The sequence below is a fragment of the Kineococcus sp. NPDC059986 genome (assembly GCF_040702905.1).
In the GTDB taxonomy this organism is placed as follows: domain Bacteria; phylum Actinomycetota; class Actinomycetes; order Actinomycetales; family Kineococcaceae; genus Kineococcus.
Genome location: NZ_JBFBND010000011.1, coordinates 80,547 through 107,083, shown reverse-complemented (window position 1 = coordinate 107,083; position 26,537 = coordinate 80,547). Strand labels below are relative to the sequence as shown.

At 74.0% G+C, this 26,537-nt stretch carries 25 protein-coding genes and 2 tRNA genes; 15 read left to right on the top strand and 12 right to left on the bottom strand.

All coding sequences use genetic code 11. The features are described from left to right. Window positions 1-106: 106 nt before the first annotated feature. The 8 genes from AB0637_RS10855 to AB0637_RS10820 all read left to right on the top strand — a co-directional run bounded on the left by AB0637_RS10855 (window position 107) and on the right by AB0637_RS10820 (window position 8,737). Window positions 107-1,489 carry a glycine--tRNA ligase gene (locus tag AB0637_RS10855; protein ID WP_366172097.1) on the top strand — a complete coding sequence of 461 codons (1,383 nt, stop codon included), beginning with the start codon at window positions 107-109 and terminating at the stop codon, window positions 1,487-1,489. Between the two features lie 7 nt (window positions 1,490-1,496). Continuing rightward, complete coding sequence (locus AB0637_RS10850) at window positions 1,497-2,684, top strand: benzoate/H(+) symporter BenE family transporter (protein ID WP_366172095.1); 1,188 nt, start codon at window positions 1,497-1,499, stop codon at window positions 2,682-2,684. A gap of 69 nt (window positions 2,685-2,753) precedes the next feature. After that, window positions 2,754-3,716: an ABC transporter ATP-binding protein gene (locus AB0637_RS10845; protein WP_366172093.1), complete on the top strand. Its 963-nt coding sequence runs from the start codon at window positions 2,754-2,756 to the stop codon at window positions 3,714-3,716. Continuing rightward, entirely contained in the window at window positions 3,713-4,480 is a 768-nt protein-coding gene (locus AB0637_RS10840) for an ABC transporter permease (RefSeq protein ID WP_366172091.1), read from the top strand. Before AB0637_RS10845 ends, AB0637_RS10840 begins: the two co-directional genes overlap by 4 nt. Further along, on the top strand, window positions 4,477-5,661 hold the full coding sequence (locus AB0637_RS10835; RefSeq protein WP_366172089.1) for a histidine kinase: 1,185 nt from the start codon (window positions 4,477-4,479) through the stop codon (window positions 5,659-5,661). The genes AB0637_RS10840 and AB0637_RS10835 overlap by 4 nt, the downstream gene beginning before the upstream one ends. After that, window positions 5,658-6,263: a response regulator transcription factor gene (locus AB0637_RS10830; protein ID WP_366172088.1), complete on the top strand. Its 606-nt coding sequence runs from the start codon at window positions 5,658-5,660 to the stop codon at window positions 6,261-6,263. Before AB0637_RS10835 ends, AB0637_RS10830 begins: the two co-directional genes overlap by 4 nt. A 45-nt stretch (window positions 6,264-6,308) precedes the next feature. Next, window positions 6,309-7,475, top strand: a complete 1,167-nt coding sequence (gene dusB / locus AB0637_RS10825) for a tRNA dihydrouridine synthase DusB (protein WP_366172086.1) — start codon at window positions 6,309-6,311, stop codon at window positions 7,473-7,475. Beyond that, window positions 7,472-8,737: a deoxyguanosinetriphosphate triphosphohydrolase gene (locus tag AB0637_RS10820; RefSeq protein WP_366172084.1), complete on the top strand. Its 1,266-nt coding sequence runs from the start codon at window positions 7,472-7,474 to the stop codon at window positions 8,735-8,737. Before dusB ends, AB0637_RS10820 begins: the two co-directional genes overlap by 4 nt. Here the strand turns inward: AB0637_RS10820 and AB0637_RS10815 are convergent. The 3 genes from AB0637_RS10815 to AB0637_RS10805 form a co-directional block, all read right to left on the bottom strand. Then, the gene (locus AB0637_RS10815; protein WP_366172082.1) at window positions 8,723-9,223 is read right to left on the bottom strand and encodes a hypothetical protein; all 501 of its coding nucleotides are present in this window, start codon (window positions 9,221-9,223) and stop codon (window positions 8,723-8,725) included. The two genes, AB0637_RS10820 and AB0637_RS10815, sit on opposite strands and share 15 nt — an antisense overlap. 85 nt (window positions 9,224-9,308) lie before the next feature. Further along, the gene (locus AB0637_RS10810) at window positions 9,309-9,830 is read right to left on the bottom strand and encodes a CoA-binding protein (protein WP_366172169.1); all 522 of its coding nucleotides are present in this window, start codon (window positions 9,828-9,830) and stop codon (window positions 9,309-9,311) included. A gap of 62 nt (window positions 9,831-9,892) precedes the next feature. Then, window positions 9,893-11,206, bottom strand: coding sequence for an O-acetylhomoserine aminocarboxypropyltransferase/cysteine synthase family protein (locus AB0637_RS10805; RefSeq protein WP_366172080.1), 1,314 nt, complete (start codon window positions 11,204-11,206; stop codon window positions 9,893-9,895). Window positions 11,207-11,267: 61 nt separating this feature from the next. Here AB0637_RS10805 and dnaG point away from each other — a divergent pair, with 61 nt between their 5' ends. The 3 genes from dnaG to AB0637_RS10790 all read left to right on the top strand — a co-directional run bounded on the left by dnaG (window position 11,268) and on the right by AB0637_RS10790 (window position 13,494). Continuing rightward, window positions 11,268-13,148 (top strand): DNA primase, encoded by a 1,881-nt coding sequence (gene dnaG, locus AB0637_RS10800; RefSeq protein ID WP_366172078.1) that lies wholly within the window; start codon window positions 11,268-11,270, stop codon window positions 13,146-13,148. Window positions 13,149-13,238: 90 nt separating this feature from the next. Continuing rightward, window positions 13,239-13,311, top strand: a tRNA-Asn gene (locus AB0637_RS10795). A gap of 109 nt (window positions 13,312-13,420) precedes the next feature. Beyond that, window positions 13,421-13,494, top strand: a tRNA-Ile gene (locus tag AB0637_RS10790). A 627-nt stretch (window positions 13,495-14,121) separates the two neighbouring features. Here AB0637_RS10790 and AB0637_RS10785 read toward each other — a convergent pair. Continuing rightward, window positions 14,122-14,400: a thioredoxin family protein gene (locus AB0637_RS10785; RefSeq protein WP_366172076.1), complete on the bottom strand. Its 279-nt coding sequence runs from the start codon at window positions 14,398-14,400 to the stop codon at window positions 14,122-14,124. A gap of 38 nt (window positions 14,401-14,438) precedes the next feature. Then, window positions 14,439-15,755, bottom strand: coding sequence for a threonine ammonia-lyase IlvA (gene ilvA, locus AB0637_RS10780; RefSeq protein ID WP_366172074.1), 1,317 nt, complete (start codon window positions 15,753-15,755; stop codon window positions 14,439-14,441). 178 nt (window positions 15,756-15,933) lie between these two features. Here ilvA and efeU point away from each other — a divergent pair, with 178 nt between their 5' ends. From efeU to efeB, 3 genes are read left to right on the top strand one after another with little or no spacing between them, the layout of a single operon-like run. Then, window positions 15,934-16,800: an iron uptake transporter permease EfeU gene (efeU, locus tag AB0637_RS10775; protein ID WP_366172072.1), complete on the top strand. Its 867-nt coding sequence runs from the start codon at window positions 15,934-15,936 to the stop codon at window positions 16,798-16,800. Between the two features lie 32 nt (window positions 16,801-16,832). Then, the gene (gene efeO / locus AB0637_RS10770; protein ID WP_366172070.1) at window positions 16,833-17,987 is read left to right on the top strand and encodes an iron uptake system protein EfeO; all 1,155 of its coding nucleotides are present in this window, start codon (window positions 16,833-16,835) and stop codon (window positions 17,985-17,987) included. A gap of 10 nt (window positions 17,988-17,997) precedes the next feature. Further along, window positions 17,998-19,254: an iron uptake transporter deferrochelatase/peroxidase subunit gene (gene efeB / locus AB0637_RS10765; protein ID WP_366172068.1), complete on the top strand. Its 1,257-nt coding sequence runs from the start codon at window positions 17,998-18,000 to the stop codon at window positions 19,252-19,254. A gap of 131 nt (window positions 19,255-19,385) precedes the next feature. Here efeB and AB0637_RS10760 read toward each other — a convergent pair whose 3' ends face one another. Then, window positions 19,386-20,042 (bottom strand): hypothetical protein, encoded by a 657-nt coding sequence (locus AB0637_RS10760; RefSeq protein ID WP_366172066.1) that lies wholly within the window; start codon window positions 20,040-20,042, stop codon window positions 19,386-19,388. A 33-nt stretch (window positions 20,043-20,075) separates the two neighbouring features. Next, a complete protein-coding gene (locus tag AB0637_RS10755; protein ID WP_366172064.1) occupies window positions 20,076-20,501 on the bottom strand; it encodes a hypothetical protein in 426 nt (141 codons plus the stop codon). A 234-nt stretch (window positions 20,502-20,735) separates the two neighbouring features. Here AB0637_RS10755 and AB0637_RS10750 point away from each other — a divergent pair, with 234 nt between their 5' ends. Continuing rightward, window positions 20,736-21,242, top strand: a complete 507-nt coding sequence (locus tag AB0637_RS10750) for a DUF3145 domain-containing protein (protein ID WP_366172062.1) — start codon at window positions 20,736-20,738, stop codon at window positions 21,240-21,242. A 65-nt stretch (window positions 21,243-21,307) separates the two neighbouring features. On the opposite strand, the gene AB0637_RS10745 is transcribed toward AB0637_RS10750, so the two are convergent. The 5 genes from AB0637_RS10745 to AB0637_RS10725 form a co-directional block, all read right to left on the bottom strand. Next, entirely contained in the window at window positions 21,308-22,588 is a 1,281-nt protein-coding gene (locus AB0637_RS10745; protein ID WP_366172060.1) for a beta-ketoacyl-[acyl-carrier-protein] synthase family protein, read from the bottom strand. Window positions 22,589-22,686: 98 nt separating this feature from the next. Next, on the bottom strand, window positions 22,687-22,932 hold the full coding sequence (locus AB0637_RS10740; protein WP_366172058.1) for an acyl carrier protein: 246 nt from the start codon (window positions 22,930-22,932) through the stop codon (window positions 22,687-22,689). Window positions 22,933-23,018: 86 nt separating this feature from the next. Then, on the bottom strand, window positions 23,019-24,065 hold the full coding sequence (locus tag AB0637_RS10735) for a beta-ketoacyl-ACP synthase III (RefSeq protein ID WP_366172056.1): 1,047 nt from the start codon (window positions 24,063-24,065) through the stop codon (window positions 23,019-23,021). After that, the gene (locus AB0637_RS10730) at window positions 24,062-25,027 is read right to left on the bottom strand and encodes an ACP S-malonyltransferase (protein ID WP_366172054.1); all 966 of its coding nucleotides are present in this window, start codon (window positions 25,025-25,027) and stop codon (window positions 24,062-24,064) included. Before AB0637_RS10730 ends, AB0637_RS10735 begins: the two co-directional genes overlap by 4 nt. Before the next feature lie 156 nt (window positions 25,028-25,183). Further along, entirely contained in the window at window positions 25,184-26,398 is a 1,215-nt protein-coding gene (locus AB0637_RS10725) for a helix-turn-helix domain-containing protein (RefSeq protein WP_366172052.1), read from the bottom strand. Window positions 26,399-26,537 lie beyond the last annotated feature (139 nt).

The following is a 26,537-nucleotide window of genomic DNA, read 5'->3' as shown; positions in this document are numbered from 1 at the left end:
AACGGTCGCGACCCGTCGCCGTGGGCGCTCGCTCACCGCGTAACCTCACAGGGTCCGCGCCGGTGGCGCGGGCGCCGCCGACACCCAGCCGGACAGGAGACCCAGCGTGGCCGCATCCCGCCTCGACGCCGTCATCAACCTCGCCAAGCGGCGGGGCTTCGTGTTCCCGTCGGGGGAGATCTACGGCGGTACCCGCTCGGCCTGGGACTACGGACCCCTCGGCGTGGAGCTGAAGGAGAACATCAAGCGCCAGTGGTGGCGCCGGATGGTCACGACCCGCGAGGACGTCGTGGGCCTGGACTCCTCGGTCATCCTCCCGCGCCGCGTGTGGGAGGCGTCGGGTCACGTCGCCGTCTTCACCGACCCGCTCGTGGAGTCCCTGCAGACCCACAAGCGCTACCGCGCCGACCACCTCCTCGAGGCGTACGAGGCCAAGCACGGCCACCCGCCGGAGAACGGCCTCGCCGACGTCCCCGACCCCGACACCGGGGTGCGCGGGCAGTGGACCGAACCCCGTGACTTCTCGGGCCTCATGAAGACCTACCTCGGCGCCGTCGACAACGAGGAGGGCCTGCACTACCTGCGGCCCGAGACGGCCCAGGGCATCTTCGTGAACTTCGCCAACGTCATGGGCTCGGCGCGCAAGAAGCCGCCGTTCGGCATCGGCCAGATCGGCAAGAGCTTCCGCAACGAGATCACGCCGGGGAACTTCATCTTCCGCACGCGCGAGTTCGAGCAGATGGAGATGGAGTTCTTCGTCGAACCCGGCACGGACGAGGAGTGGCACCAGTACTGGCTCGACGAGCGCATGTCCTGGTACACGGGCCTGGGCATCGACGCCGGGAACCTGCGGTTCTTCGAGCACCCCGCCGAGAAGCTGTCGCACTACTCCAAGCGGACCGTGGACATCGAGTACCGCTTCGGGTTCCAGGGGTCGGAGTGGGGTGAGCTGGAGGGCATCGCCAACCGCACCGACTACGACCTGACGACGCACGGCAAGGAGTCCGGCGTCGACCTGTCGTACTTCGACCAGACCAAGGGCGAGCGCTGGGTGCCCTACGTCATCGAACCGGCAGCGGGCCTGACCCGTTCGCTCATGGCGTTCCTCGTCGACGCCTACACCGAGGACGAGGCCCCCAACACCAAGGGTGGCGTCGACAAGCGCACCGTGCTGCGCCTGGACCACCGCCTCGCCCCGGTCAAGGCCGCCGTGTTCCCGCTCTCGCGCAACGAGCAGCTCTCGCCCAAGGCGAAGGACCTCGCGGCGGAGCTGCGGAAGTACTGGAACGTCGAGTTCGACGACGCCGGCGCCATCGGCCGCCGCTACCGCCGCCACGACGAGGTCGGCACGCCGTACTGCATCACGGTGGACTTCGACACCCTCGAGGACCAGGCCGTGACCATCCGCGAGCGCGACACCATGGCGCAGGAGCGCGTCGGCCTCGGTCAGGTGGCCGACTGGCTGGGGGCCCGCCTCCTCGGCGCCTGACGCCCCGGTGGCGCAGACCCGGCCCGGGCCGCTCCGCCAGCCGCTGGCGGCCGGGGCGGTCGCCGCCGTCACGGGGTTCGCCTCCTCGTTCGTGCTCGTCCTCGCCGGTCTCGCGGCCGTCGGGGCGAGCCCGGCGCAGGCGGCGTCGGGGCTCCTGGCGCTGTGCCTGGCGCAGTTCGTCCTGGCGGGGCTGCTGTCGTGGCGCACCCGGTTGCCGCTGTCGTTCGTCTGGTCCACCCCGGGCGCCGCACTCCTCGTGGCGGCCCAGGGCAGGACCGGTTCGCTCGGCGCGGCCGTCGGCGCCTTCCTGCTGTGCGCGCTGCTCGTCGTCGTCACCGGCGCCTGGCCCGCCCTGGCCCGCTGGGTGCGCCGCGTCCCGACGCCCGTCGCCGGCGCGTTGCTGGCCGGTGTCCTGTTCCCGCTGTGCCTGGCGCCCGTGACGGCGGTGCGCCGCACACCGGTCGTGGCGCTGCTCGTCGTCGCCGTGTGGCTCGTGCTGCGGCGGTGGCGCCCGGCGCTGGCCGTGCCCGGGGCGATGGTCGTCGCGCTCGCCGCGACCGTCGCCGACCTGCCGACGGGCACTGCGCTGCACTGGGTCCCCACGCTGGCACCCGTCCTGCCGCAGTTCGACGCGTACCTCCTGGTCTCCCTCGGCGTGCCCCTGTACGTCGTGACGATGGCCGGGCAGAACATCCCCGGGTTCACGATCCTCGAGCAGCTCGGCTACCGGGACGTGCCGACGGGGCGGGTGCTCGTGGGTGCGGGTCTGGGCAGCGGCGTGGCGGCCCTCTTCGGCGGGCACAGCGTCAACCTGTCGGCGCTCGCGGCCGGCATCATCGCCGGGCCGGGCGCCGACCGGGACCCCGGGCGGCGCTGGATCGCGGCCGTCGCCGGGGGGACGGGCTACCTCGTCCTCGGGCTGCTCGCCGCCCCCATCGCGGGCCTGGTCGGCACCACCGACCCCGTGCTCGTCGAGGCCGTCGCCGGTCTGGCCCTCCTGGACTCCTTCGTCGGAGGGCTCGTCTCGGCCCTGGCCGACACCGCGCACCGGGTGACGGCGGGGGCCACGTTCGCCGTCGTCGCCTCGGGGCTCACCTTCGCCGGCATCGGCAGCGCGTTCTGGGGGCTGCTGGCCGGGCTCGCCGTCTTCGCCGTCCTGCGCCGCCCGGACGGGACGCCGCAGCACCGGGCATGACATCCGTCACGGCCCGGGGGTGACGCGGGGCCGGGGTGCGGTGGTGCGGCCGTCGGCAGGGTGGTCGGCATGGAGATGAGCACGCCGGCAGCGCCGGCCACCACGACCGACCCGGGCGCCGTCCCCACGGTGGCGCCGCCCGCGATCGCCATCGAGTCCCTCCACAAGCGCTTCGGTCAGGTCAGTGCCGTCGACGGCCTCGACCTCGTCGTGCGCCCGGGGGAGGTCGTCGCCTTCCTCGGTCCCAACGGCGCCGGGAAGACGTCGACCATCGACGTCGTCCTCGGTCTGTCCCAGCCCACGTCGGGCTCGGTGAGCGTCTACGGCACCAGTCCGCGCGACGCCGTCGCCCACGGCTGGGTCTCGGCCGTCATGCAGAGCGGCGGGCTCCTCAAGGACCTCACCGTCCGCGAGACCGTCCAGATGACCGCCTCCCTCTTCGCCCGCACGCAGCCCGTCGACGTCGTCCTCGACCGCGCCGGCATCACCGCCATCGCCGACCGGCGCGTCGGCAAGTGCTCCGGCGGGGAGCAGCAGCGGCTCCGCTTCGCCATGGCCCTGCTGCCCGACCCGCGCCTGCTCGTGCTCGACGAGCCGACGACCGGCATGGACGTCGAGGGCCGCCGGGCGTTCTGGGGCGCCATCCGCGACGACGCCCGCCGCGGACGGACCGTCGTGTTCGCCACCCACTACCTGGAGGAGGCGGACACCTACGCCGACCGCATCGTCCTCGTGGCCCACGGCAAGGTCGTCGCCGACGGCACGCCGTCGCAGATCAAGGCCCTGTCCTCCGGACGGCTCGTGCGCGCGACGTGGCCGGGGGCGCACCTGGCCGACCTGGACGGCCTGCCCGGTGTCGACGACCTCGAACTCAACGGCGACCAGGTCGTCGTGCACGCCAACGACTCCGACGCCGTCGCGCGGTTCCTGCTGACCCGCACGCCGGCCACCGACCTCGAGATCACGGCCCGCGGGCTCGAGGACGCCTTCGTCTCCCTCACCAGCGCCACCACCTCGGAGGTCTCCCGATGAGCACGCTCACCGTCACTCCCGCGCCGGCTGCGGAGGTCCCGCGGGGCCTGGTCAACCCGCTCTACGTGCAGCTCGACATCCGCCGCGTGCTGCGCAACCGGCGGACGCTGGTCTTCACGCTCGTCATGCCCGTCGTCTTCTACTTCTCCTTCGGCGCCTCCCAGCCCGGGGCGGACGCCAAGGCGTACGTGATGCTGAGCTTCGCCGTCTACGGCGCCATGGTCGCCGCGACGAGCGTCGGGGCGTCGGTCGCGGTGGAACGCGCGAGCGGGTGGAGCCGGCAGCTGCGGCTGACCCCGATGCGGCCGGCCACCTACGTCGCCAGCAAGGTCATCGCCGCCGCGAGCATCGCCGTCATCCCCGTCGCCGTGGAACTCGTCATCGGCGCCGCGACGGGCGCCCGGATGCGCGCCTCGGCGTGGGTCGTGGGCGGGCTCGTCGCGTGGATCGGCTCGCTCGTCTTCGCCGCCCTCGGGCTGGCGATCGGCTACCTCGTGCCGTCCGAGAACGCCATGCAGGTCATGGGTCCGGTGCTCGCGCTGCTCGCCCTGCTCGGCGGGTTGTTCGTGCCGCTGAGCATCTTCGGCCACACCCTGCAGACGGTCGCCTCGTTCACCCCCGCCTACGGGGTCGGGGTGCTGGCGCACTGGCAGCTGTCGCACGACGGGTCCTTCGTCGGGGCGATCGCCAACCTCGTCGTGTGGACCGCGGTCTTCGGCGCGGGGGCGGCCCTGCTGTTCCGCCGGGACACCGGCCGGGTGTGAGCACCTCGCAGCAGGACGAGGTGCGGGACGGGTCGGGCGCGGCGGCGTGGGAGGGTGCTCCCGTGCCGCCGCGCGAACCGCTGGCCCCGTTGGCGGTGCCCCGCATGCGCGGTTCGGGGTACCTGTTCGCGGGCGTCTGGCTGCTCATCCTCGTCCAGACCGTCGAGGACGCCTGGGGCAACCCCGACCGCCGCCTCGGGACGCTGTCCATCCTCGCCACGCTCGCCTTCGGGGTGACCTACTTCCTGCTGCTGTCCCGCGGCTGGGGCCGGATGCGGGTCGCGGGCCGGCTCGAGGTCGCCCCCCGCGAGGCCGTCCTGGGCCTGGTGGCGTTGTCGGTCCTCACCGCCCTCATGGTGCCGGGGGCCGGGACGAGCGGGTTCAACAGCGTCTTCTTCCTCTGCGCGTACGCCGCCTTCGCCCTGCCGTTCCGGCAGGCCGCCGCCGTCGCCGTCTCCCTCATCGTGCTGGTGGCGGCGCTCGGCCGCGTCGTGCCCGGGTGGGACGGGCTCGAGGGCACCGCGATCGGCGCGTTCTTCGCCACGGCCGCCACCCTCGGGACCACCCGGCTCGTCGCCCGCGGCCACCAGCTCGCCGTCGCGCGGCAGGACCTGGCCCGGCTGGCGGTCGCCGAGGAGCGCGGCCGCTTCTCCCGCGACCTGCACGACCTGCTCGGGCACTCCCTCACCGTCATCACGCTCAAGGCCGAGCTCGCCGGGCGCCTGCTCGACACCGACCCGGCCCGGGCCCGCGCCGAGGTGGCCGACGTCGAACGCCTGGCCCGCACCGCGCTCAGCGACGTCCGCGCCGCGCTCGAGGGGTTCCGCGACGTCTCGCTCGGCACCGAGCTCGCCGGTGCCCGGCAGGCCCTCGCCGCCGCCGGCATCACCGCGCAACTGCCGGGAACGGTCGACGAGGTCGACCCCGAACTCCAGGAGCTGTTCGGCTGGGTCGTGCGCGAGGGCGTCACGAACGTCGTCCGGCACTCCGGGGCCCGCACCTGCTGGGTCCGCGTCGAGCCGGGCGGTGTCGTCGTCGCCGACGACGGGACCGGGCCGCGGCCGGCGGGGGAACGGGGGAACGGCCTGGCCGGGCTGGCGGTCCGCGCGCAGGCCGTCGGCGGGGCCGTGACCGTCGGGCGGTCCGAGCACGGCGGGTTCGAGCTGGCGGTGCGGGTGTGATCCGGCTCCTGCTCGCCGACGACCAGGCCCTCGTGCGGGGCGCCCTCGCCGCCCTGCTCTCGCTCGAGGGCGACCTGGAGGTCGTCGGCGAGGTCTCGCGCGGCGACGAGGTCGTCGAAGCGTGCCGGACGCTGCGCCCCGACGTCGTCCTCATGGACATCGAGATGCCGGGCCTGGACGGCATCGCCGCCACGGCCGCCGTCCGCCGCGCGGTCCCCGCCACCCGCGTGCTCGTCGTCACGACGTTCGGCCGCCCCGGGTACCTGCGCCGGGCCATGGAGGCCGGCGCGGCGGGCTTCGTCGTCAAGGACACCCCGGCCCGGGAGCTCGCCGACGTCGTCCGCCGCGTCGCCTCCGGTCTGCGCGTCGTGGACCCGGCGCTCGCGGCCGAGTCCCTCGCCGCCGGTCTGACCCCGCTCACCGAGCGCGAGACGCAGGTGCTGCGCGCCGCCCGCGACGGCTGCACGGTCGCGGACCTCGCCGCCGCCCTGCACCTGTCCGAGGGCACGGTGCGCAACCACCTGTCCGCCGCGATCGGCAAGACGGGCGCCCGCACCCGCGCCGAGGCCGTCCGGCTCGCGGAGTCGAACGGCTGGCTCTGACGCCACTCCGACGGACGGGTCCGCCCGGGGGGTCACAATGGGTGCGTGAGTGCACCCACGTCGACCGCCGTCCGGCCGCTGAGGATCGGCCCCCTCGTCTCGGCGACCCCGGTCGTCCTGGCGCCGATGGCCGGCATCACCAACGCCGCCTACCGCCAGCTCTGCCGTGAGCAGGGGGAGGGGTTCTACGTCAGCGAGATGATCACCTCCCGCGCGCTCGTGGAGCGGACGCCGGAGACGATGAAGCTCATCTCCTTCACCCCCGACGAGCGCCCGCGCAGCCTGCAGCTGTACGGCGTCGACCCCGTCACGGTGTCCAAGGCCGTCGAGATGGTCGTGGCCGAGGACCTCGCCGACCACGTCGACCTGAACTTCGGCTGCCCCGTGCCGAAGGTGACGCGCAAGGGCGGTGGGTCCGCCCTGCCGTGGAAGGCGGACCTCTTCCGGCAGATCGTGCGCGGCGCGGTGACCGAGGCCGCCAAGGGCGGCATCCCCGTCACGGTGAAGATGCGCAAGGGCATCGACGACGACCACCTCACCTACCTGCAGGCCGGTCGCACCGCCGAGCAGGAGGGCGTCGCGGCCGTCGCCCTGCACGGACGCACGGCCTCCCAGCACTACTCCGGCCACGCCGACTGGGACGCCATCGCGCGCCTGCGCGAGACCGTGACGTCGATCCCGGTCCTCGGCAACGGTGACGTGTGGAGCGCCGAGGACGCCCTCGACATGGTGCAGCGCACCGGGGTCGACGGTGTCGTCGTCGGCCGCGGCTGCCTGGGCCGGCCCTGGCTGTTCGCCGACCTCGAGGCGGGGTTCGCGGGACGCCCGGACCGGGTCCGCCCCGGTCTGCGCCAGGTGACGGCCGTCCTGCGCCGGCACGCCGAACTGCTCGTCGCGTTCCACGAGGACGAGCTGCGCGGCTGCCGCGACATCCGCAAGCACATCTCCTGGTACTTCAAGGGGTACGCCGTCGGCGGCGACATGCGGGCCAGGCTGGGCCTCGTCGACACGCTCGAGGCCCTCGACGAGCTCATCGCCGACCTCGACCTGGACCAGCCGTACCCCGGCGCCGCGGCGGAGGGTTCGCGCGGACGGGCCGGGTCCCCGCAGGCGCGGGTCGCGCTGCCCGAGGGGTGGCTGGACTCCCAGGAACTCACCGGCGCCGCCGCCGAGATGATCCGCGCGGCCGAGCTCTCGGTGTCCGGCGGATGACGGGCTACGGTCCCGCGGACCTCGAACGGTGGGCCACCGAACCTCCGAAGACCCACGGCCGCAGCGCTTTCATGCGCGACCGTGCCCGCGTCCTGCACTCCTCGGCGCTGCGCCGGCTGGCGGCCAAGACGCAGGTCGTCGGCCCCGGGACCGACGACTTCGTCCGCAACCGGCTGACGCACTCCCTCGAGGTCGCCCAGGTCGGCCGGGAGCTCGGCGCCGCGCTGGGGTGCGACCCGGACGTCGTCGACACCGCGTGCCTCGCGCACGACCTCGGGCACCCGCCCTTCGGGCACAACGGCGAACGCGCGCTGGCCGAGGCCGCGGTGGGCATCGGCGGATTCGAGGGCAACGCCCAGACCCTGCGCATCCTCACGCGTCTGGAACCCAAGTCCGTCGCCGTGGACGGCTCCCCGGTGGGGCTGAACCTCACCCGGGCCAGCCTCGACGCCTCGACGAAGTACCCGTGGCTGCACGGCAAGGCTCCCCGGGTCACGTCGAAGTTCGGGGCCTACACCGACGACGCCGAGGTGTTCACCTGGTTGCGCGGGGCAGCGCCGGAGAACCGGCCGTGCGTCGAGGCGCAGGTCATGGACTTCGCCGACGACGTGGCCTACTCGGTGCACGACGTCGAGGACGCGGTGGTCGCCGGTCACGTCCGCCTCGACTGGCTCGAGCAGGCCGAGATCCGCGCCCGCGTGGCCGAGCAGGTGCGCGCCTGGTACGTGCCCGACGCGACCGACGACGCGGTGGGTGCTGCGCTGCAACGACTCTCCTCCTCCGGGTTCTGGGCCGCCGAACGGCCCGGCGAGGTGTTCGGCGGCCGCCGGCACCTGGCCGCGCTCAAGGACATGACCTCCCAGCTCATCGGGCGCTTCGCGGGGGCCGCCGAACGCGCCACGCGCGAGCGGCACGGCGACGGCCGGCTCACGCGGTACGCGGCCGACGTCGTCGTCCCGGAGGAGACGGCCCTGGAGGTCGCCGTCCTCAAGGGGGTCGCGGCGACCTTCGTCATGAGTGCGCAGGAACGGCAGCCGTTCTACGCGCGCCAGCGCGAACTCCTGCACGAACTGCTCGAGGCGCTCGTCGCGGGCGGCCCCGAACTCCTGGAACCGCCGTTCCGCGAGGACCACGCCCACGCCGTCGACGACGCCGCCCGGTTGCGCGTCGTCGTGGACCAGGTCGCCTCGCTCACCGACGTCTCGGCCCTGGCCTGGCACCGTCGGCTCACCGGACCCCGTGGCGTGTCACTCGAACGGTAGGGGCGGTGTCGGCGGACGCAGGTCGCCGGTCGTCAGCGAGCCCACCAGCGGGCTGCGACGGGGTGCGACCAGGAGGCACGTGACGCGGTCGTCCTGCCGGGACACCTCCTCGGAGGGGTACAGCGAGGCGTAGGTGAACAGCGCCGGCCGCAGGTCGGCGGCGAGGGTGGTCACGGTCCGGGCGCACGCGGCGTCGGCCGTCCAGCGCCGCACGTCCTCCGTGGGCACGCCGCCGGGGTCGGTGATGGCCACGACCTCCGCGTCGTGCCCGTCGGCGCACGGGGCACGTCGTTCCTCGCGCAGGCAGGTGCCGACGGGCCAGGGCGGCGGGGAGTCCAGCTCCCGCGCCACGGGTGGGTTCGTGGTCGTCTCGCGGTCGTCGCCGTCGGTCGAGAAGGCGTGGGCGACGAGGCCGAGCCCGGCGGCGGACTGCACGGCGATGACGCCGCCGGCGCCGAGGGCCACCCAGGGGAGTCGTCTGGTCATTCCCCGGACGCTAGGCGCGGCCCGGTGCTCCCGGCCGCGGCCGCCGTCCGGTGGTGGACGGCGGGGGCCTGTGGAGACCGGGACGTCACCGGCTGCGGCGCCGCGCGGAGATCACCCCGGTGTCGAACCCGGCCAGGTGCAGCCCACCGTGGAACCGGGCGTGCTCGATCTTCAGGCAGCGGTTCATGACGACGGTGACGCCGTGCTCGGCGCCCCGGCGGGCGACGGCCTCGTCGGCGAGCCCGAGCTGCATCCACATCACGGGGGAGCCGACCGCGATGACGTCGTCGAGGACCGCGTCGAGTTCGCTGGGCCGGCGGAACACGTCCACCAGGTCCGGCACCCCGGGCAGTTCCGCGAGCGAGGGGTACGCCGGACGGCCGAGGACCTCCGTCTCGTTCGGGTTGACGAACCAGAGCTCGAAGTCGGAGTCGGCCAGCAGGTACGTCTGCACGAAGTAGGACGCGCGGGACGGCTTGTTCGACGCTCCGAGGACCGCGACGGTCTTCGTGCGGCGCAGGATGCGCAGCCGTTCACCCGCCGTGGGGGCCTTCCAGGTCGTGGCGGGGGCGTCCTTCGACCCCGTCGCCGCGGGCTGTTCCTGCAGGTTCTCCGGGGCCGCGACGGTGCCGACGTCGGAGGGGCTGCCCGACGTGGTCTGCGGGTCGCTCACGAGTTCCCCTTCACGGCCGCGGCGAGGGCCTGGTCGAGGTCCCACAGGACGTCCTCGACGTCCTCGAGGCCCACGCTGATGCGGATGAGGTCCGCGGGCACTCCGGCGGCCTGGAGCTGGTCGGCGGACAACTGCTGGTGCGTCGTCGAGGCGGGGTGCAGGACGAGGGTGCGCGCGTCGCCGATGTTCGCCAGGTGCGAGCACAGCTGCACGCTGTCGATGAACCGTTCTCCCGCAGCGCGTCCGCCGACGACGCCGAACGAGAACACCGCGCCCGGTCCTTCGGGCAGGTACCGCTGGGCGAGGTCGTGGTGGGAGTGCGAGGGCAGGCCCGAGTACCGCACCCAGGACACCCGTTCGTCGGCCTCGAGCCACGTCGCGATGCGCTGGGCGTTGGCGACGTGCTCGCGCATGCGCTGCGGCAGCGTCTCCACGCCCATGAGGAGCAGGAACGCCGAGTGCGGGGACAGGGTCGCGCCGATGTCGCGCAGCTGCTCGCTGCGCAGCTTCGTGAGGAACCCGTACTCGGCGAAGTTCCCCCACCAGGACAGGCCGCCGTAGGAGGCGACCGGTTCGGTCATGGCCGGGAACTTGCCGTTGTCCCACGGGAACGTGCCGGCGTCGACGACCACCCCGCCGAGCGTGGTGCCGTGGCCGCCGAGGAACTTCGTGGCGGAGTGGATGACGATGTCGGCTCCGTGCTCGATCGGTCGGCACAGGTACGGCGTCGCGGTGGTGGCGTCGACGATGAGGGGGATGCCCGCCGCGTGGGCCACGTCGGCCAGGGCCCGGATGTCGGCGACGACCGTGGAGGGGTTCGCGACGAGCTCGGTGAAGACGAACCGGGTCTCGTCCGTGATCGCGGCGCGGACCGCGTCCGGGGTCGGGTCGACGAACACGGTGTCGACGCCGAAGCGGCGCATCGTCACGTCGAGCTGGGTGACGGTTCCGCCGTAGAGGTTGTTGGAGGCCACGACGTGGTCGCCCGCCCCTGCGAGCGCGGCGAACGTGAGGAACTCCGCGGACTGCCCGCTCGCGCAGGCCAGGGCACCGAGCCCGCCCTCGAGGGAGGCGATGCGTTCCTCGAACGCGGCGACCGTGGGGTTGGAGATGCGCGAGTAGATGTTGCCGTACTTCTGCAGCGCGAAGAGGTTCGCGGCGTCGGCGGCGTCCTCGAAGACGAAGCTCGTCGTCTGGAAGATCGGGACGGCGCGGGCCCCGGTGGTGGGCTCCGGGACGGCGCCCGCGTGCACGGCGCGGGTGCGGAAGCCCCAGGTGCGGTCGTCACCGCTGGTCTGCTCGCTGCTCACGGGGCGATCCTGCCACCCGCCGCCCGCGGGTCGTGTCGGTACCGGCGCCTAGACTCGACCCGTGGCAGGGCGCATCCATCCAGACGACCTCGTGGCCGTCAAGGAGCGTGTCCGCCTCGACGAGGTCGTGGGGGAGCAGGTGACCCTGCGCTCCGGCGGTGTCGGCTCCTTCAAGGGCCTGTGCCCCTTCCACGACGAGCGCACCCCGAGCTTCACGGTGCGCCCCGCGACGGGCCGCTGGCGCTGCTTCGGCTGCGGGGAGTCCGGCGACGCCATCGAGTTCGTCATGAAGATCGACGGCCTCGCCTTCGCCGACGCCGTCGAGCGCCTGGCCCAGCGGGCCGGGATCCAGCTGCGCTACGTCGACGACGGCGGGCGCGCCGCCCAGCGCCCCGCGGGCAACGCCGGGCAGCGCCAGCGACTGCTGCAGATGCACGAGGTCGCCGAGGAGTTCTACGGCCGCCAGCTCGAGGCGCCCGGCCCCGCGGAGACCGCGCGGGCCTTCCTCGCCGCCCGGGGTTTCAGCCGCGAGGACGCCGCCCGGTTCGGCGTGGGGTTCGCCCCGAACACGGGGGACGCGCTGCTGCGCCAGTTGCGCGCCAAGGGGTTCGGCGAGGACGACCTCGTCACGTCCGGACTCGCGGGGCAGAGCCAGCGCGGCCTCTACGACCGGTTCCGCGGCCGGTTGGTGTGGCCGATCCGCGACGTCAGCGGGCACACCGTGGCCTTCGGCGCCCGTCGTCTGTTCGACGACGACCGGATCGAGGCGAAGTACCTCAACTCACCCGAGACGCCGGTCTACAAGAAGTCCCAGGCCCTCTACGGGCTGGACCTGGCCAAGCGGGAGATCTCGCGCACCAAGCGGATCGTCGTCGTCGAGGGCTACACGGACGTCATGGCCTGCCACCTCGCCGGCGTCGGCACGGCCGTCGCGACGTGCGGGACGGCGTTCGGGGAGGAGCACGCCCGCATCGTGCAGCGGATGCTCGGCGGGGCCGACGGGGACGCCGAGGTCGTCTTCACCTTCGACGGCGACGCCGCCGGGCAGAAGGCCGCGATGAAGGCGTACGAGCTGGACCAGCGCTTCAGCGCGCAGACCTACGTGGCCGTCGCGCCGGGCGGGCAGGACCCGTGCGACCTGCGGTTGTCCGCCGGCGACGAGGCGGTGCGCCAGCTCGTGGAGGGGCGGGTGCCCCTGTTCGAGTTCGCCATCCGCTCGACGATCGAGCGGTACGACCTGGACTCCGAGAGCGGCCGCCTCGCCGCCCTCGACGCCGCCGCCCCGATCATCGCGGCGATCCGGGACCGAGGGCTCCAGCAGCGCTACGCCATCAACCTCGACCGCTGGACGGGGTTCCTCGACGAGCGGTTCGTCCTCGACCGGGTACGGCGCCACTCCGGCGGTCCCGGCCCGGGGGGGCGTCCGTCGTCCCCGCCGCCCGCGCCCCCGCGGTCGACGGTGGACCTCAGCGACCCCGTCGCGCAGCTGGAGAGGCGCGTGCTGTCGTGCGCGCTGCAGGCGCCCTGGTCGGTGGCGGAGGTCTTCGACGCCCTCGAGGCGGACGCCTTCGGGGCGCCGGGCCACCGCGCCGTGCACGACGCCGTCGTCGCCGCCGGGGGACCGGCTGAGGCGCCGCAGGGTCCGGCGTGGCTGACACGGGTGCTCGACTACGCCGACGGGCCCGTCGCCGCGCTCGTCGACGAGCTCGCAGCCGTCGACCTGCCCGTCTCCAGCGAGGAGGAGCTCGAACGCTGGGGGCGCTCGCTCGTGGCGGCCCTCGCCGGGCAGGCCGCGACGCGGGCCGTGGCCGACGCCCGCCGGACGCTCATGCGGCTCGACCCGACCGGCCAGTCGGAGGAGTACCTGGCCGCTTCAGCCGAGCTGTTCCGCCTCGAGCAGGCCCGCCGGACCTGGCAGGAACGGGCGCAGGGCGGGTCGTAGCGTCCCGTCGCGCGCGTGCACGAGGACGTCTGAGGGGCTGGTACGGTTGGAGAGTCGTCACGGCGGGTTGACCGCACTGACGTGGAGTGGTCCCGCATAGCTCAATTGGCAGAGCAGCCGGCTGTTAACCGGCAGGTTGTTGGTTCGAGTCCAACTGCGGGAGCTTCCTTGAGAGGGCGTACCGGTTCCCGGTGCGCCCTCTCGGCGTTCCGGTGCCACCGGCTCGGACGTTCCGCCTCGGATATCCTCGCCGGGCGGCTCGTGGGCCGCGCGGGGCGGTAGCTCAGTCGGTCAGAGCAGGGAACTCATAATTCCTCGGTCGTGGGTTCGAGCCCCACCCGCCCCACCTGCGCCGGCAAGTCCGGCTCGACGCTCGTGTCGACGATCCGCCCGACGAGCCGCTGCGCCAGTCGCGGCGGGAGGGCCAGCAGCCGCTCCTGCACGGAACCGTGCGACCGCAGCAGCGACGCCAACGCGTCGAGGGTGAAGTCGTCGCCCTGCACGACGAGGCCCTCGCCGCGGCCGTGGTCGTCGTCGCTGTGGACGGCGTCGGTCATGACGGTGTGCACCGGGTCGGGGGACGGTGGCAGTTCGTCGCCCCACATCTCCTCCAGGTACGTCACGACCTGCCGCGCTCGGCGGGCAGCGGACGTCACGTCGGCCGTCGTCGGCACGCGCACGGTTTCCACGCGCCTCACATCGGCGCGGGCACCGGGAACCGGAGACGAACGCCCGCCCCACTTCCGGGGGACGGTGCCGTGGAACGTCTCAGGCCGCCGGCTTCGCCCGCAGCACCGCGAGCAGTCGCCCGCGCGACGAACGACCCGCCGGCCGGACGGCGGCGGGAGGCGTCGACGCGGACGCAGGACGGACCGGGGCGGGGGCGGGACGTGCGGGCATCGCGACGGGCTCCTGAGGATCGTTGGGTGTCCTCAAGAGGTCGGTGCGCGGCCCGCGGTGGTCGAGCCGCTGTTCAGGTGACGGCCGACCGGGGGAGCGCACCGGCGACCGCCGCCAGCAGTTGCGGCAGGGTGGGAACCCCCGCGGCGCGGAACACCTCGCGTCCGTCCGCGTCCCGCAGCACCACCGTCGGGGTTCCCGAGATCCCTTCGGCCGCAGCGCGTTCGACGTCGGCAGCGACGTCGACCTCGACCGCTCGCAACGCCGGGACGAGGTCGGCCGCCCGCTGCACGACGCGTCGTGCGCTCCGGCACGGCGCGCAGAACGCCGACGTCCACAGTTCGACCACCACGACCTGTCCAACGCCGGGACGCCACCGGGGCTTCCGGCTCAGAGCAGGTAGCGGTACAGCGGGTCGTCCGCGGTGATCTTGTCGAAGGTCGGAGGAGCCGCGTCCATCCGCGCGAGCAGACCGGGCAGCTCGTCCTTGGAGGGGATCTCGATGCCGACGAGGGCGGGACCGAACTCGCGGTTGCTGCGCTTGACGTACTCGAACAGCGTGATGTCGTCGTCCGGCCCGAGCACCTCGTCGAGGAAGCGCCGCAACGCCCCCGGTTCCTGCGGGAACTCGACGAGGAAGTAGTGCTTGCGGCCCTCGTGCACGAGCGCGCGCTCGATGATCTCGGCGTACCGGGAGATGTCGTTGTTCCCGCCGGAGACGACGGCGACGACCTTCTGGCCGGGCTCGATGCGGACGTACCCGGCGAGCGCCGCCGTCGCGAGGGCCCCGGCGGGTTCGGCGATGATCCCGTCCGTCTGGTACATCGCGAGCATCTCCACGCAGATCGCACCCTCGGGCACGGCGACGAGTTCCACCGGGTGCTGCGCGAGGACCGCGTGCGTGACGTCGCCGACGCGGCGGACCGAGGCCCCGTCGACGAAGGTGTCGAGCTCGTCCAGGCGCACCGGGGCGCCGGCCGCCAGGGCGGCGGCCATGGACGCGGCCCCCTCCGGTTCGACGCCCACGACGCGCACCTGCGGGTGCCGTTCGCGGACCCACGTCAGGACGCCCGCGAGCAGCCCTCCACCGCCGACGGGGACGACGAGGACGTCCGGCGGGTCCTCCCCCAGGGCGGCCAGCTGCTCGACGACCTCGACCGCGACGGTGCCCTGGCCGGCGACGGTCCGGGCGTCGTCGAAGGCGGGGACCATCGTGGCGCCCGTGCGCACGGCGTCCTGCGCGGCGGCCGCCGCGGCGTCGTCGTAGGTGTCACCCAGGACGATCGTCTCGACGAACTCCTGGCCGAGCGCGGCGATCCGGTCCCGCTTCTGGCGGGGGGTCGTGCGGGGCACGTAGATGCGCCCGCGCACCCGCAGCGCCGCGCAGGCGTAGGCCAGGCCCTGGGCGTGGTTGCCGGCGCTCGCGGTGACGACGCCGTGGGCCCGCTGCTCGGCGTCGAGCTGGGCGACGAGGTTGTAGGCGCCCCGCAGCTTGTAGGACCGGACGGCCTGCAGGTCCTCGCGCTTGACGCGCACGTGGGCGTCGAGCTCCGCGGACCACCGGCTGTTCGTCGCCAGCGGTGTGCGCGTGACGACCTTCGCCAGGCGCGCAGCGGCGGCCTCGACGTCGGCCGCGTCGGGCAGGGCGATCGGCTCCTGCTCCGGGGCGCGCGCGGACGAGGGGGACTGCACGGCGTCGAGCGACATGGGGACGATCCTGCCTCCCGGGGCCACCGCCTGACCACCAGGGTCGTGCACAGGAAGGTCTCAACGTGGGGCTCGGTGCCGAGTTCCGGGTCGTGATGTGAAGTGAGCCACACCCGGGGGCCCGGAGCGTCCAGGCCAGGTGAGGCAGCGCTATCTTCGGCGAGGCTCACCTCACCCGGTGGGTCGTCGACCCCAGGTGGAGGAGGAGCGCGCCGTGCTCGCGACGTTCGTCATCGGACTGCGGGAGGGCCTCGAGGCGTCGCTGATCGTCGGCATCGTCTCGGCCTTCCTCGTCCAGCGCGGTGAGCGCCGGGCCCTGCGCTCGGTCTGGGTCGGCGTCGTCGCCGCCGCCGTCCTCTGCGTCGGTGTCGCGTTCGCGCTGCAGGCGGCCACGCAGTCCCTGCCCCAGCGCGAGCAGGAGCAGCTCGAGACCGTCCTGGCCCTCGTGGCCGTCGCGATGGTGACCTGGATGATCGTGTGGACCACCCGCAACGCGCGGACGATGCGCGCGGACCTGGAGTCCTCCGCCTCCTCGGCCCTGGCCCGCGGCTCGTCGTGGGCGCTCGTGGCCATGGCCTTCCTCGCCGTCCTGCGCGAGGGTCTGGAGACGTCGGTCTTCCTGCTCGCCACGTTCCAGGCCTCCGGCAGCAGCGCCGAGGGCGCCTTCGGGGCCTCCCTCGGCATCGCGCTGGCCGTCGTCCTGGGGTACCTGATCTACCGCGGTGGCGTCCGGATCGACCTCGGTCGGCTCTTCCGCGCGACGGGCGTCGTGCTGGTCCTCGTCGCGGCGGGGCTCGTCATGTCGGCGGCACACACCGCCTACGAGGCCGGCTGGCTGCTCGCGGGCCAGGAGAAGGTCCTCGACCTCACCGCCGTCGTCGCCCCCGGCACCGTCCGCTCGGCACTGCTCACCGGTGTCCTCGGCTGGCAGCCCCGGCCCACGCAGGCCGAGCTCCTCGGTTGGTTCGTCTACCTCGTCCCCATGCTCGTCGTCGTCCTGCGGCCGCGCAGGCGCAGCGCCGCCCCGCAGCGCGTCGCCGCCTGACCCCCGCTCCCGCTCCTCCCGAGAGGTCCTCCGTGATCCGGTCGTCCCGTCCCCTCCTCGCGCTCGCCGCCGCCCCCCTGCTCCTCCTCGTCGCGTGCGGCGGCGGCTCCGGCGCCGCCGACGAGTCCGCCTCCGGCGGCGGCGCCGCGAACGGGGCCGTCAAGATCACCCTCACCGACGACGGCTGCACCGCCGAACCGAACTCCGTGCCGGCCGGCCCCGCCTCGTTCGAGGTCGTGAACTCCGGCGCCAGTGCGGTCACCGAGGCCGAGCTCGTGAACGCCGGGGGTCGCATCCTGGGGGAGCGGGAGAACCTGACCCCGGGGCTGACGGGGAAGTTCTCGCTCAAGCTCGACGCCGGTGAGTACACGGTCCAGTGCCCCAACGCCACGACGGACACGTCGAAGTTCACGGTCACCGGCGCCGCGCCGAGCAGCACCGAGGACCCGTTGTTCGCCTCCGCCACGACCGGGTACCAGGACTACGTCAAGCAGCAGGTCGCCGACCTCGTCACGGCGACGGGCGCCTTCGCGGCGGCGGTCGAGTCCGGTGACGTCGCCAAGGCCAAGGAGCTCTACGGCCCGGCACGCGCGCCCTACGAGCGGATCGAGCCGGTCGCGGAGAGCTTCGGCGACCTCGACCCGAAGATCGACGCCCGCATCGCCGACGTGGCCGACCCGGCGAGCTGGACCGGGTTCCACCGCATCGAGCAGTCGCTGTGGGAGAAGGGGAGCACCGAGGGCATGGCTCCGGTGGCCCAGCAGCTCGTGGCCGACGTCGGGCAGCTGAACACCCTCGTGCAGACGACGACGTACCAGCCCGCCGACCTCGCCAACGGCGCCTCCGGCCTGCTCGACGAGGTGGCCAAGTCCAAGGTCACCGGTGAGGAGGAGGCCTACTCCCACCTCGACCTGCTCGACTTCGCGGCCAACGTCGAGGGCTCGCGCAAGGCCTTCGACCTGCTCACCCCGGCCCTGCAGGTCACCGACGCCGGCCTCGTGACGACCATCCAGGGCCGCTTCGACGACGTCGCCACGGCGCTGAAGCCCTACCAGCGCGGCTCCGGCTACGCCCTGTACACCGAGCTGACGCCGGACCAGGTCAAGGACCTCGCCACCGCCGTCGACGCCCTCGCCGAACCGCTCTCGCAGGTGTCCGGCAAGGTCGTCGGCGCTGCCAACCAGTGAGGTCCCGCCGATGAGCACCGTCCGTCCCAGCCGCCGGGGCGTCCTCACGGGCGCCGCGGTCGTCGGTGCCGCCGGGATCGGGGCCGGCGTCAGCGCCGTCGCCTCGCGGCCCGCCGCCGGCTCGCCCACGCCCGCCCGCACCGTCGCCTTCCACGGGGACCGGCAGGCCGGGATCACCACGCCGGCGCAGGACTCCCTCGTCTTCGCCGCCCTCGACGTCACGACGACGCGGGCCGGCGACCTCGCCGACGTCCTGCGGCGCTGGAGCGCCGCGGCCGCGACGATGGCGACGGGTGTCCCCGTCGGCGGCCCCGGCGGTCTCGGCGGCGCGCTCGACGAGCCGCCGCAGGACACGGGGGAGGCGCACGAGCTGCCCGCCGCGAACCTCACCGTGACCCTCGGGTACGGGCCGTCGCTGTTCGACGGTCGCTTCGGCCTGGCCGACCGCCGGCCGGCCGCCCTCGAGGAGCTGCCGGCCCTGCCGGGGGAGCAGCTCGACCCCACGAAGGTCGGCGGTGACCTGTGCCTGCAGGCCTGCGCCGACGATCCGCAGGTGGCCTTCCACGCCGTCCGCAACCTCGTCCGCATCGGGCGCGGGACGGTCCGGGTCCGGTGGATGCAGCTCGGGTTCGGGCGGACCTCGACGACGTCGACGTCCCAGTCCACCCCGCGCAACCTCATGGGGTTCAAGGACGGCACGGCCAACCTGCGCGCCGAGGACACGGCCGACCTCGACCGGCACGTCTGGGTCGGGGGCGAGGGCGCACCGGCGGCGGACCAGGACTGGATGCGCGGGGGGACCTACCTCGTCGCGCGCCGCATCCGCATGCTCATCGAGTCCTGGGACCGCGCCTCGCTCGGGGAGCAGGAGCGGGTCATCGGACGGGCCAAGGAGTCCGGTGCCCCGCTGTCCGGGACCAAGGAGTTCGACACCCTCGACCTCACCAAGACCGTCCACGGCAAGCCGGCCATCGACGTCGCCGCCCACGTCCGTCTCGCGGCGCCGGAGACGAACGGCGGGGTGAAGATGCTGCGGCGCGGCTACTCCTACACCGACGGTCTCGACCTCGCGACGGGTCAGCTCGACGCCGGCCTCTTCTTCATCGTGTTCGGCAACGACCCGCACCAGCAGTTCGTCCCGGTGCAGCGCCGGCTCGGGGCGCACGACGCGCTCACGGAGTACCTCAAGCACACGGGCTCGGGGATCTTCGCCTGCCCGCCCGGCGTCCGGCAGGGCGGCGCCTGGGGCGAGGGGCTGTTCAGCTGAAGGTGCGCCGGACCGGGAAGCGCCTCACGGCGCACGGCCGCTCGTAGCGGCTTCAATTTGGGACCCGGGGCTACCGCGGTCCGACGCACTGCCATTGTAACGAGCCGTCCGGCCCGGGCGCAGCCCCTGGGTCAGCCGAGGTCGCCGGCCCGCCAGCGGACGGCGACGTGCTCGAGCTGCTCGGCGGTGCGCACGAGCCGTGCGGCGGAACGGGTCAGGGTCGCCCCCGCGTCGTCGTCGGCGTCGTCCTGCGCGCCCGTCCAGCCCGCGTCGGCGTGGTGGGCGCGACCGATGGCGAGGATGCGGCAGAAGGCGGCGGCGCGTTCGAGCGTCACGGCGAAGTCGCCCTCGGCGACGCCGCGCAGCACCTGGTCGACGACGGTCGCGACCTCCTGCGGACCGGGCGGGTCCGCGACACCCGCGACGACCTCGAGGACGGGCGCGTGCCGGCGGCCCTCGGCGAACTGCCGGGACACGGCCACCGGCTGGCGGTGCACCCACGTGCGCAGCACGTAGAGCCGCCACAGCGCCCCGGCGAGGGAGTCGGCGGGGGCGTCGGCCCACAGGTCGGCGATGACCTCCAGCCCCTCGTCCTGGGCCAGCCGGACGACGCGACGGGTCACCTCCGCGTCCTGGGCGCTGCGGGCGCCGTGCACGAGGGCGCTGGCCGCGGCGTGCGCGGCCTCCTGGACGGCGGAGGGGTCGACGCCCCCGGCGAGGCTGACGATCGCCTCGTCACCGGGCAGGGCGGGTCGGTGGTGCCGGCGGGGTGGGACGGGATCGGGCACCAGGAGATGGTGCCACCCGTCGGAGGGCTCCGCTCAGCCCCGGAAGGGCGGCGGCGGTGTCGACATGGTCGCCCGCGGACAGTCCTGCAGGCGCAGGCCGCCGTGACCGAGGGCCTCGTCGCACAGCGACTCCACGCTCCAGCCGAGCTGGCTGCCGAAGAGCGTCACCGTGACGCGGTAGACGGTGATCTCGTACTTGGTGGGGGTCCCGTACGCGACGTGGATGCGGCCGATGAGCTCGGCTCCCGCGGCGTTGTCCGGGCCGTGCCAGGGGCGGTCGTAGCGGCTCCACAGCGACGGGCCCGCCTGCCACACGCCGCCGTTCTGCACGTCGCGCAGCGCCAGCTCGACGAGGACGGACCGGGCGGCGTCCTCGGGGACGATCGCCGCCGGCCGGATGACCTCGGAGATCTCGCCCGCCGCCGAACGCGTCGCGGGCTGGGTGAGCTGGTCGTCCACGCGGGGTCCCTTCGTCGACTGCGGTCGGTCCTCTGCCTCCTCCATCGGCGTCCGGTCGGGGGACTTGAGCGTGGAGGAAGTGTGGACAGCGGTGGTGTCGGGCGTGATCCGTGGGGCATGATGGCGGCGTACGGAGTACCACGACGTGTAGTCGAAGCATCACAGCCAGTTGTTCTGCGTGACGTGAGGTCGTAGGGGAAGACGTTCCTCACACCGACGCAGAAGGAGACAGGCATGTCCGGTGCGACGACCCGCGGCGTGCTCTTCGTGCACTCCGCACCGCGAGCGCTCGTCCCGCACATCGAGTGGGCAGCCGGCGGTGTCCTCGGCGTGCGCGCGTCCTTCGACTGGACGGGCCAGCCGATCGCTCCCGGCTGCCTGCGGGCCGAGTACTCCTGGCAGGCACCGCAGGGGACCGGGGCGCTCCTGGCCTCCGCGCTGCGCGGCTGGGCCCACCTGCGCTTCGAGGTCACCGAGGAGCCGTCCCAGGGCTGCGACGGCGGCCGCTGGAGCCACACCCCTGCGCTGGGCATCTTCCACGCCGCCACGGACGTGCACGGCAACGTGCAGGTGCCCGAGGACCGCGTGCACGCCGCCATGGACCTGCTGAGCTCTGGTGACGCCGCGGGGGCTCGTCGCGCCCTCGCGCTCGCCGTGGGCGAGGCCTGGGACTGCGAGCTCGAGGCGTTCCGCCACGCCGGGGACGACACCCCCGTCCGCTGGCTGCACCAGGTCGGCTGAGCGCCGGGACCCGCGAACGACGGAAGGCCCGCCGCGAGCGGCGAGCCTCCCCGGAGCGCCTCCGGTCAGCGGGAGGCGAACACCGCGCTGACGTTGTGGCCGCCGAAGCCGAACGCGTTGTTCAGCCCGATGAGCGTGCCCGTGGCCGGCAGCGGCCGCGGGTCCTTGCGGACGACGTCCAGCGTCACCTCGGGGTCGAGGTCGTCGACGTTGATCGTCGGCGGGGCCATCCGGTCGCGCAGCGCCAGGATCGTGAAGATGCTCTCCACGGCCCCGGCCGCGCCCAGCAGGTGACCCGTCATGGACTTCGTCGCGGACACCGCGATGCCGTCCACGGCGTCGCCGAGGGCGAGGCGCAGACCCTTGTCCTCGGCCACGTCGCCGACCGGGGTCGACGTCGCGTGCGCGTTGACGTGGACGACGTCGGAGGCGCTGACCCCGGCCTCCCTGAGCCCGTCGAGGATCGCGCGGCTGACGCCCGCACCCTCGGGCTCGGGGGCCGCCACGTGGTAGGCGTCGGCCGACAGCCCGGTGCCCAGGACGTCGGCGTAGACGCGGGCGCCACGGGCCCGCGCGTGCTCCTCGGACTCCAGCACGAGGATGCCCGCGCCTTCACCGAGGACGAAGCCGTCGCGGGCGGTGTCGAACGGCCGCGAGGCGCGCTCGGGGTCCTCGTTGCGCTTGGACATGGCGTGCATCGACGTGAAGGAGGCGATCGGCAGCGGGTGGATGGCCGCCTCGGTGCCGCCGCACAGGACGATGTCGGCGCGGCCGGAGCGGATCATCTCCGCGCCGTAGGCGATGGCCTCGGCGCCGGAGGCGCACGCGCTGACGGGGGTGTGCGCGCCGGCACGGGCGGTGAACTCGATGCTGATGGCGGCCGTCGGGCCGTTGGCCATGAGCATCGGGACGGTGAGGGGCAGGACGCGGCGCGCGCCCTTCTCCTTGAGGGTGTCGTAGGCCGTCAGGAGGGTCCAGATGCCGCCGATCCCGGTCGCCACGACGGAGCCCAGGCGCAGCGGGTCGACCTCGGGGGAGCCGGCGTCGGCCCACGCCTCGCGGGCGGCGATGACCGCGAACTGCTGGGAGGGGTCGAGGCGCTTGATCTCGCGACGCTCCAGCACGCTGTCGGCGCGCACGGCGGCCGTGGCGGCGAACGTCACGGGCAGCTCGAACTGGTTGATCCAGTCGTCGGTGATGGGACGCGCCCCCGAGCGGCCGGCGAGAGCGGCCTCCCAGCTGGAGCGGACGTCGCCGCCGAGCGGTGTCGTGGCGCCCAGCCCGGTGACGACGACGCGGCGCGACGAGGTCGTCGCGGTCGACGGGGTCGACGGGGTCGTGGTCATGTCGGTCAGCTCCTCCTGGAACTCAGACGGCGTGCGAGGGTCCTGCGGGTGGCCGGCCCGCCGAGGCGGGCCGGCCGGGTCCAGCGTGTCGGGCGTGCTCAGCCCTGGGCCTGGGAGATGTAGGCGACGGCGTCGCCCACGGTCCGCAGGTTCTTGACGTCCTCGTCCGGGATCCGGACGCCGAACTTCTCCTCGGCGTTGACGACGATCGTCATCATCGACAGCGAGTCGATGTCGAGGTCGTCGGTGAACGACTTGTCCGCGAGGACGCTGTCGGTGGGCAGGCCCGTCTCCTCGTTGACGATCTCGGCGAGACCGCTGAGGATCTCCTGCTCACTGGCCATGCGTGGCTCCTCCATGTGGACGGTGGTCCGCCTGGACCACCGGAACGGCCTGACCGCGGGATTCGCGGCCAGGAGAACGCAGCCGGCTACGGGAGCCGGACGACCTGGGCGGCGTAGGACAGGCCCGCGCCGTAGCCGATGAGCAGCGCGAGGCCACCGGACGGGGCGTCCCCGTCGGCCATCGCGCGCTCGAGGGCGAGGGGGATCGAGGCGGCCGAGGTGTTGCCCATGTCGACGATGTCGCGGGCGACGTGCACGCTCTCGGGCAGCTTGAGCTGCTTGACCATGGCGTCGATGATCCGCGCGTTGGCTTGGTGCGGGACGAACACGTCGATGTCCTCCGCGCTCACCCCGGCGGCGTCGAGCGCGGCCTGGGCGACGGGCGCCATCTGCCAGACGGCCCAGCGGAACACCGACTGGCCCTGCTGCTCGAGGTAGGGCCAGCGGTCGACGTCCCCGACCTCGGCCGGGTCCTCGGCGACGAGGGCGGCGTCGGCCTGCTGGGCCGCTCGCAGCTCCAGCCAGGAGAACTTCGACTTGATGAGTTCGGCCTGCCCGCCGTCCGAACCCCACACCGTCGGGCCGACACCGGCCTCCTCGCCCCTGCCGATCACCACGGCGCCCGCGCCGTCGGCGAAGAGGAACGCGGTGGAGCGGTCGTGCTGGTCGGTGAAGTCGGACAGCTTCTCGGCCCCGACGACGACGACGTTGCGGGCGGTCCCGCCGCGGACGAGGTCGGCCGCGAGGGCGACGCCGTGGCAGAAGCCGGCGCAGCCCGCGGAGACGTCGAAGGCCGCGGCCGGCGTGGCGCCGAGCCGGTGCGCGACGACGGCGGCGGCGGCCGGGGTCTGGTACGGGTGGGAGACGGTCGCCAGGATGACGGCGTCGACGTCGGAGCCGGTGAGCCCGGCCTGGGCCAGCGCCTTCGCGGCGGCGTCCTCGCTCATGTCGACGACGGAGACGTCCGGGGCCGCCCAGCGGCGCGTCCGGATGCCGGTGCGCTGCTGGATCCACTCGTCGGAGGAGTCGATCCAGGTGCACACCTCCTCGTTGTCGATGACGCGCGGCGGGCGGTGCGCCCCGACGCCGAGCAGGCGTGCCTCACGGGTCGGTGCGGTCTTGATCGCGGTCACAGGGCGGCCTCCGTCGTGGTCAGCGTCGCGGCCACGCCACCGTGCTCGGTGATCATGGTCCGGGCCTTGTCCAGGTCGTCCGGCGTCTTCAGGGCCAGGACGTCCACGCCCTTCAGTGTGCGCTTGGCCAGGTTGGTCAACGTCCCCGCGGGGGGGACCTCGATCAGCGCGGTCACGCCGAGGCGGGCGAACGCCTCCGTCACCAGGTCCCAGCGCACCGGACGGCTCACCTGGGCCACGAGGCGCTGGAGGAACTGCGCGCCGTCGGTGACCAGCTCGCCGTCGGCGTTGGCGGCGATCGGCACCCGCGCGGTGCCGGGGTCGATGCCGGCGGCCAGCTGCTCCAGCGCACCGACGGCAGGGGCCATGTGCTCCGTGTGGAAGGCGCCAGCGACCTGCAGCGGGATGACGCGTGCCTTGGCGGGCGGGTCGGCGGCCAGGGCGGCGAGGGCCTCGGTCGTGCCGGCGGCGACGGTCTGCCCGCCGCCGTTGGCGTTGGCGGGCGTCAGCTCGAGCGCGGCGAGCTTCGCGGCGACCTCGTCGTGGTCCCCGCCCAGGACGGCGCTCATGCCCGTCGGTCGGGCGGCCGCGGCGGCGGCCATGCCCCGGCCGCGTTCGCGGACCAGGACGAGCGCCTGCTCGGGCGTCAGTGCGCCCGTCGCGGCGGCCGCGGTCAGCTCGCCGACGGAGTGGCCGGCGACGGCGCCGGCGACGGCGGCCAGGTCGGCGGGTGAGCTGACGAGCTCGCGCAGCCCGAGCAGCCCGGCGGCGACGATGAGGGGCTGGGCCACGGCCGTGTCGCGCAGGGTGTCGGCGTCGGAGACGGTGCCGTGCGCCACGAGGTCGTCGCCCACGACGGCGGAGGCCCAGCGCAGGCGGTCCACGACACCGGGCAGTTCGAGCCACGGGGCGAGGAAGCCGGGCGACTGTGAGCCCTGACCGGGGAAGACGAAGACGAGCACCGGCTCAGCCTGCCGGTCGCGACCCCTGGATCACGGTCACGACGCTCACCGACTTACCGCCCGTGAGTTGTAGGGATCCTCCAAGCGACCGCCGACGGGTCGGCGCCGATCGCGTAGCCGATCGGGCACGCTGGGTAGGAATCGGCGAGGAACCGGTCAGCGGGAGGTGGGGGACTGGTCCCCGCGGGACCCGGTCCCGCCCTGCGACAACCGGCCGAGCGCCAGGGCCGTCTGCAGCACGAAGCGTTCGCGTGGCGCCGACGGCGTCCACCCCGAGACCTCCGCCACCCGCCGCAGCCGGTACCGGACCGTGTTGGCGTGGACGAACAGCGAGCGGGCGCACGCCTCGAGGGAGCCGCCGTGCGCGAGGTAGGCCGTGAGCGTCTCCAGCAGCGAACCCCCGGCCTCGGCCAGCGGCGCGTAGGCCCGGTCCACGAGGGCACGACGGGCCGTCGCGTCCCCCGACAGGGCGCGTTCGGGCAGGAGGTCGTCGGCCAGCACCGGGCGCGGGGCCTCGGGCCACGCGCGGGCCGCGACGATCCCCGCCTGCGCCGCGCGGGCGGAGCGCGCCGCGACGGGCAGTCCGCCGACGGTGGGTCCCACGACGACCGGACCGGGACCGAACTCGCTGCGCGCGAGGCGGTCCGCGGTGGCCGCGACGTCGAGGTCGCCCGTCAGCACGACGACCAGACGGTCCCCCTGCACGCCGACGAGGGCCTCCCCGCCGGCCGCGCGGGCCAGCGTGCGGACCCGCGCCACGGCCGCGGCCGACGTCTGGTCGCCGGAGGGACCGATGACGACGGTGGTCGGGGCGTCGAGCGTCCAGCCCAGGGCGGCGGCGCGCGAGGCGATGGTGTCCTCCCCGTCCCCGCGCAGGACCGCGTCGACGACCAGGGCCTCCAGGCGGGCGTCCCACGCCCCGCGCGACTCCGCGGCCCGGGCGTAGACGGCGGCCGCGGCGAAGGCCACCTCCCGCGAGTAGCGCAGCAGCGCCTCCCGGGCCGCGACCTGCTCGGCCGGTTCGCCGTCGCCGACGACGGCGTCGAGCCCCTCCTCGACGACCGTGATCGCGGTGCGGACGAGCTCGACCGTCTGCTGCAACGTCACCGAGCGCATGAGCTCGCGGGGGGCCGTCCCGAAGACCGCCGTGCCGGCCAGGACGTCGGGGTCCGGTTCGGACAGCCAGCGCAGGAAGTCGCCGAACCCGGCCTGCGCCACGAGTCCCACCCAGGACCGCTCGTCGGCCGGGAGCTCGGCGTACCAGGGGTGCGCGGAGTCCATCCGGGCGGCGATCGCGGAGGCGAAGGAGCCCTGGGCCTGTTCCAGCCGTCGGACCGTCGCGGGCGACAGCTCGGTCGGGTCCTTCGGCACCCCGCGAGCCTAGGGGGTGGGCTAGGACGCGGCCGGATCCCGGTGGGCCCCATCGTGGGCGGGAGGGCCGACGTCGCCCGTCTGCACTAGGGTCGCGAACGGGTGACCTGCCGAAGATCCCGAGGAGTCGCCTCGGAGG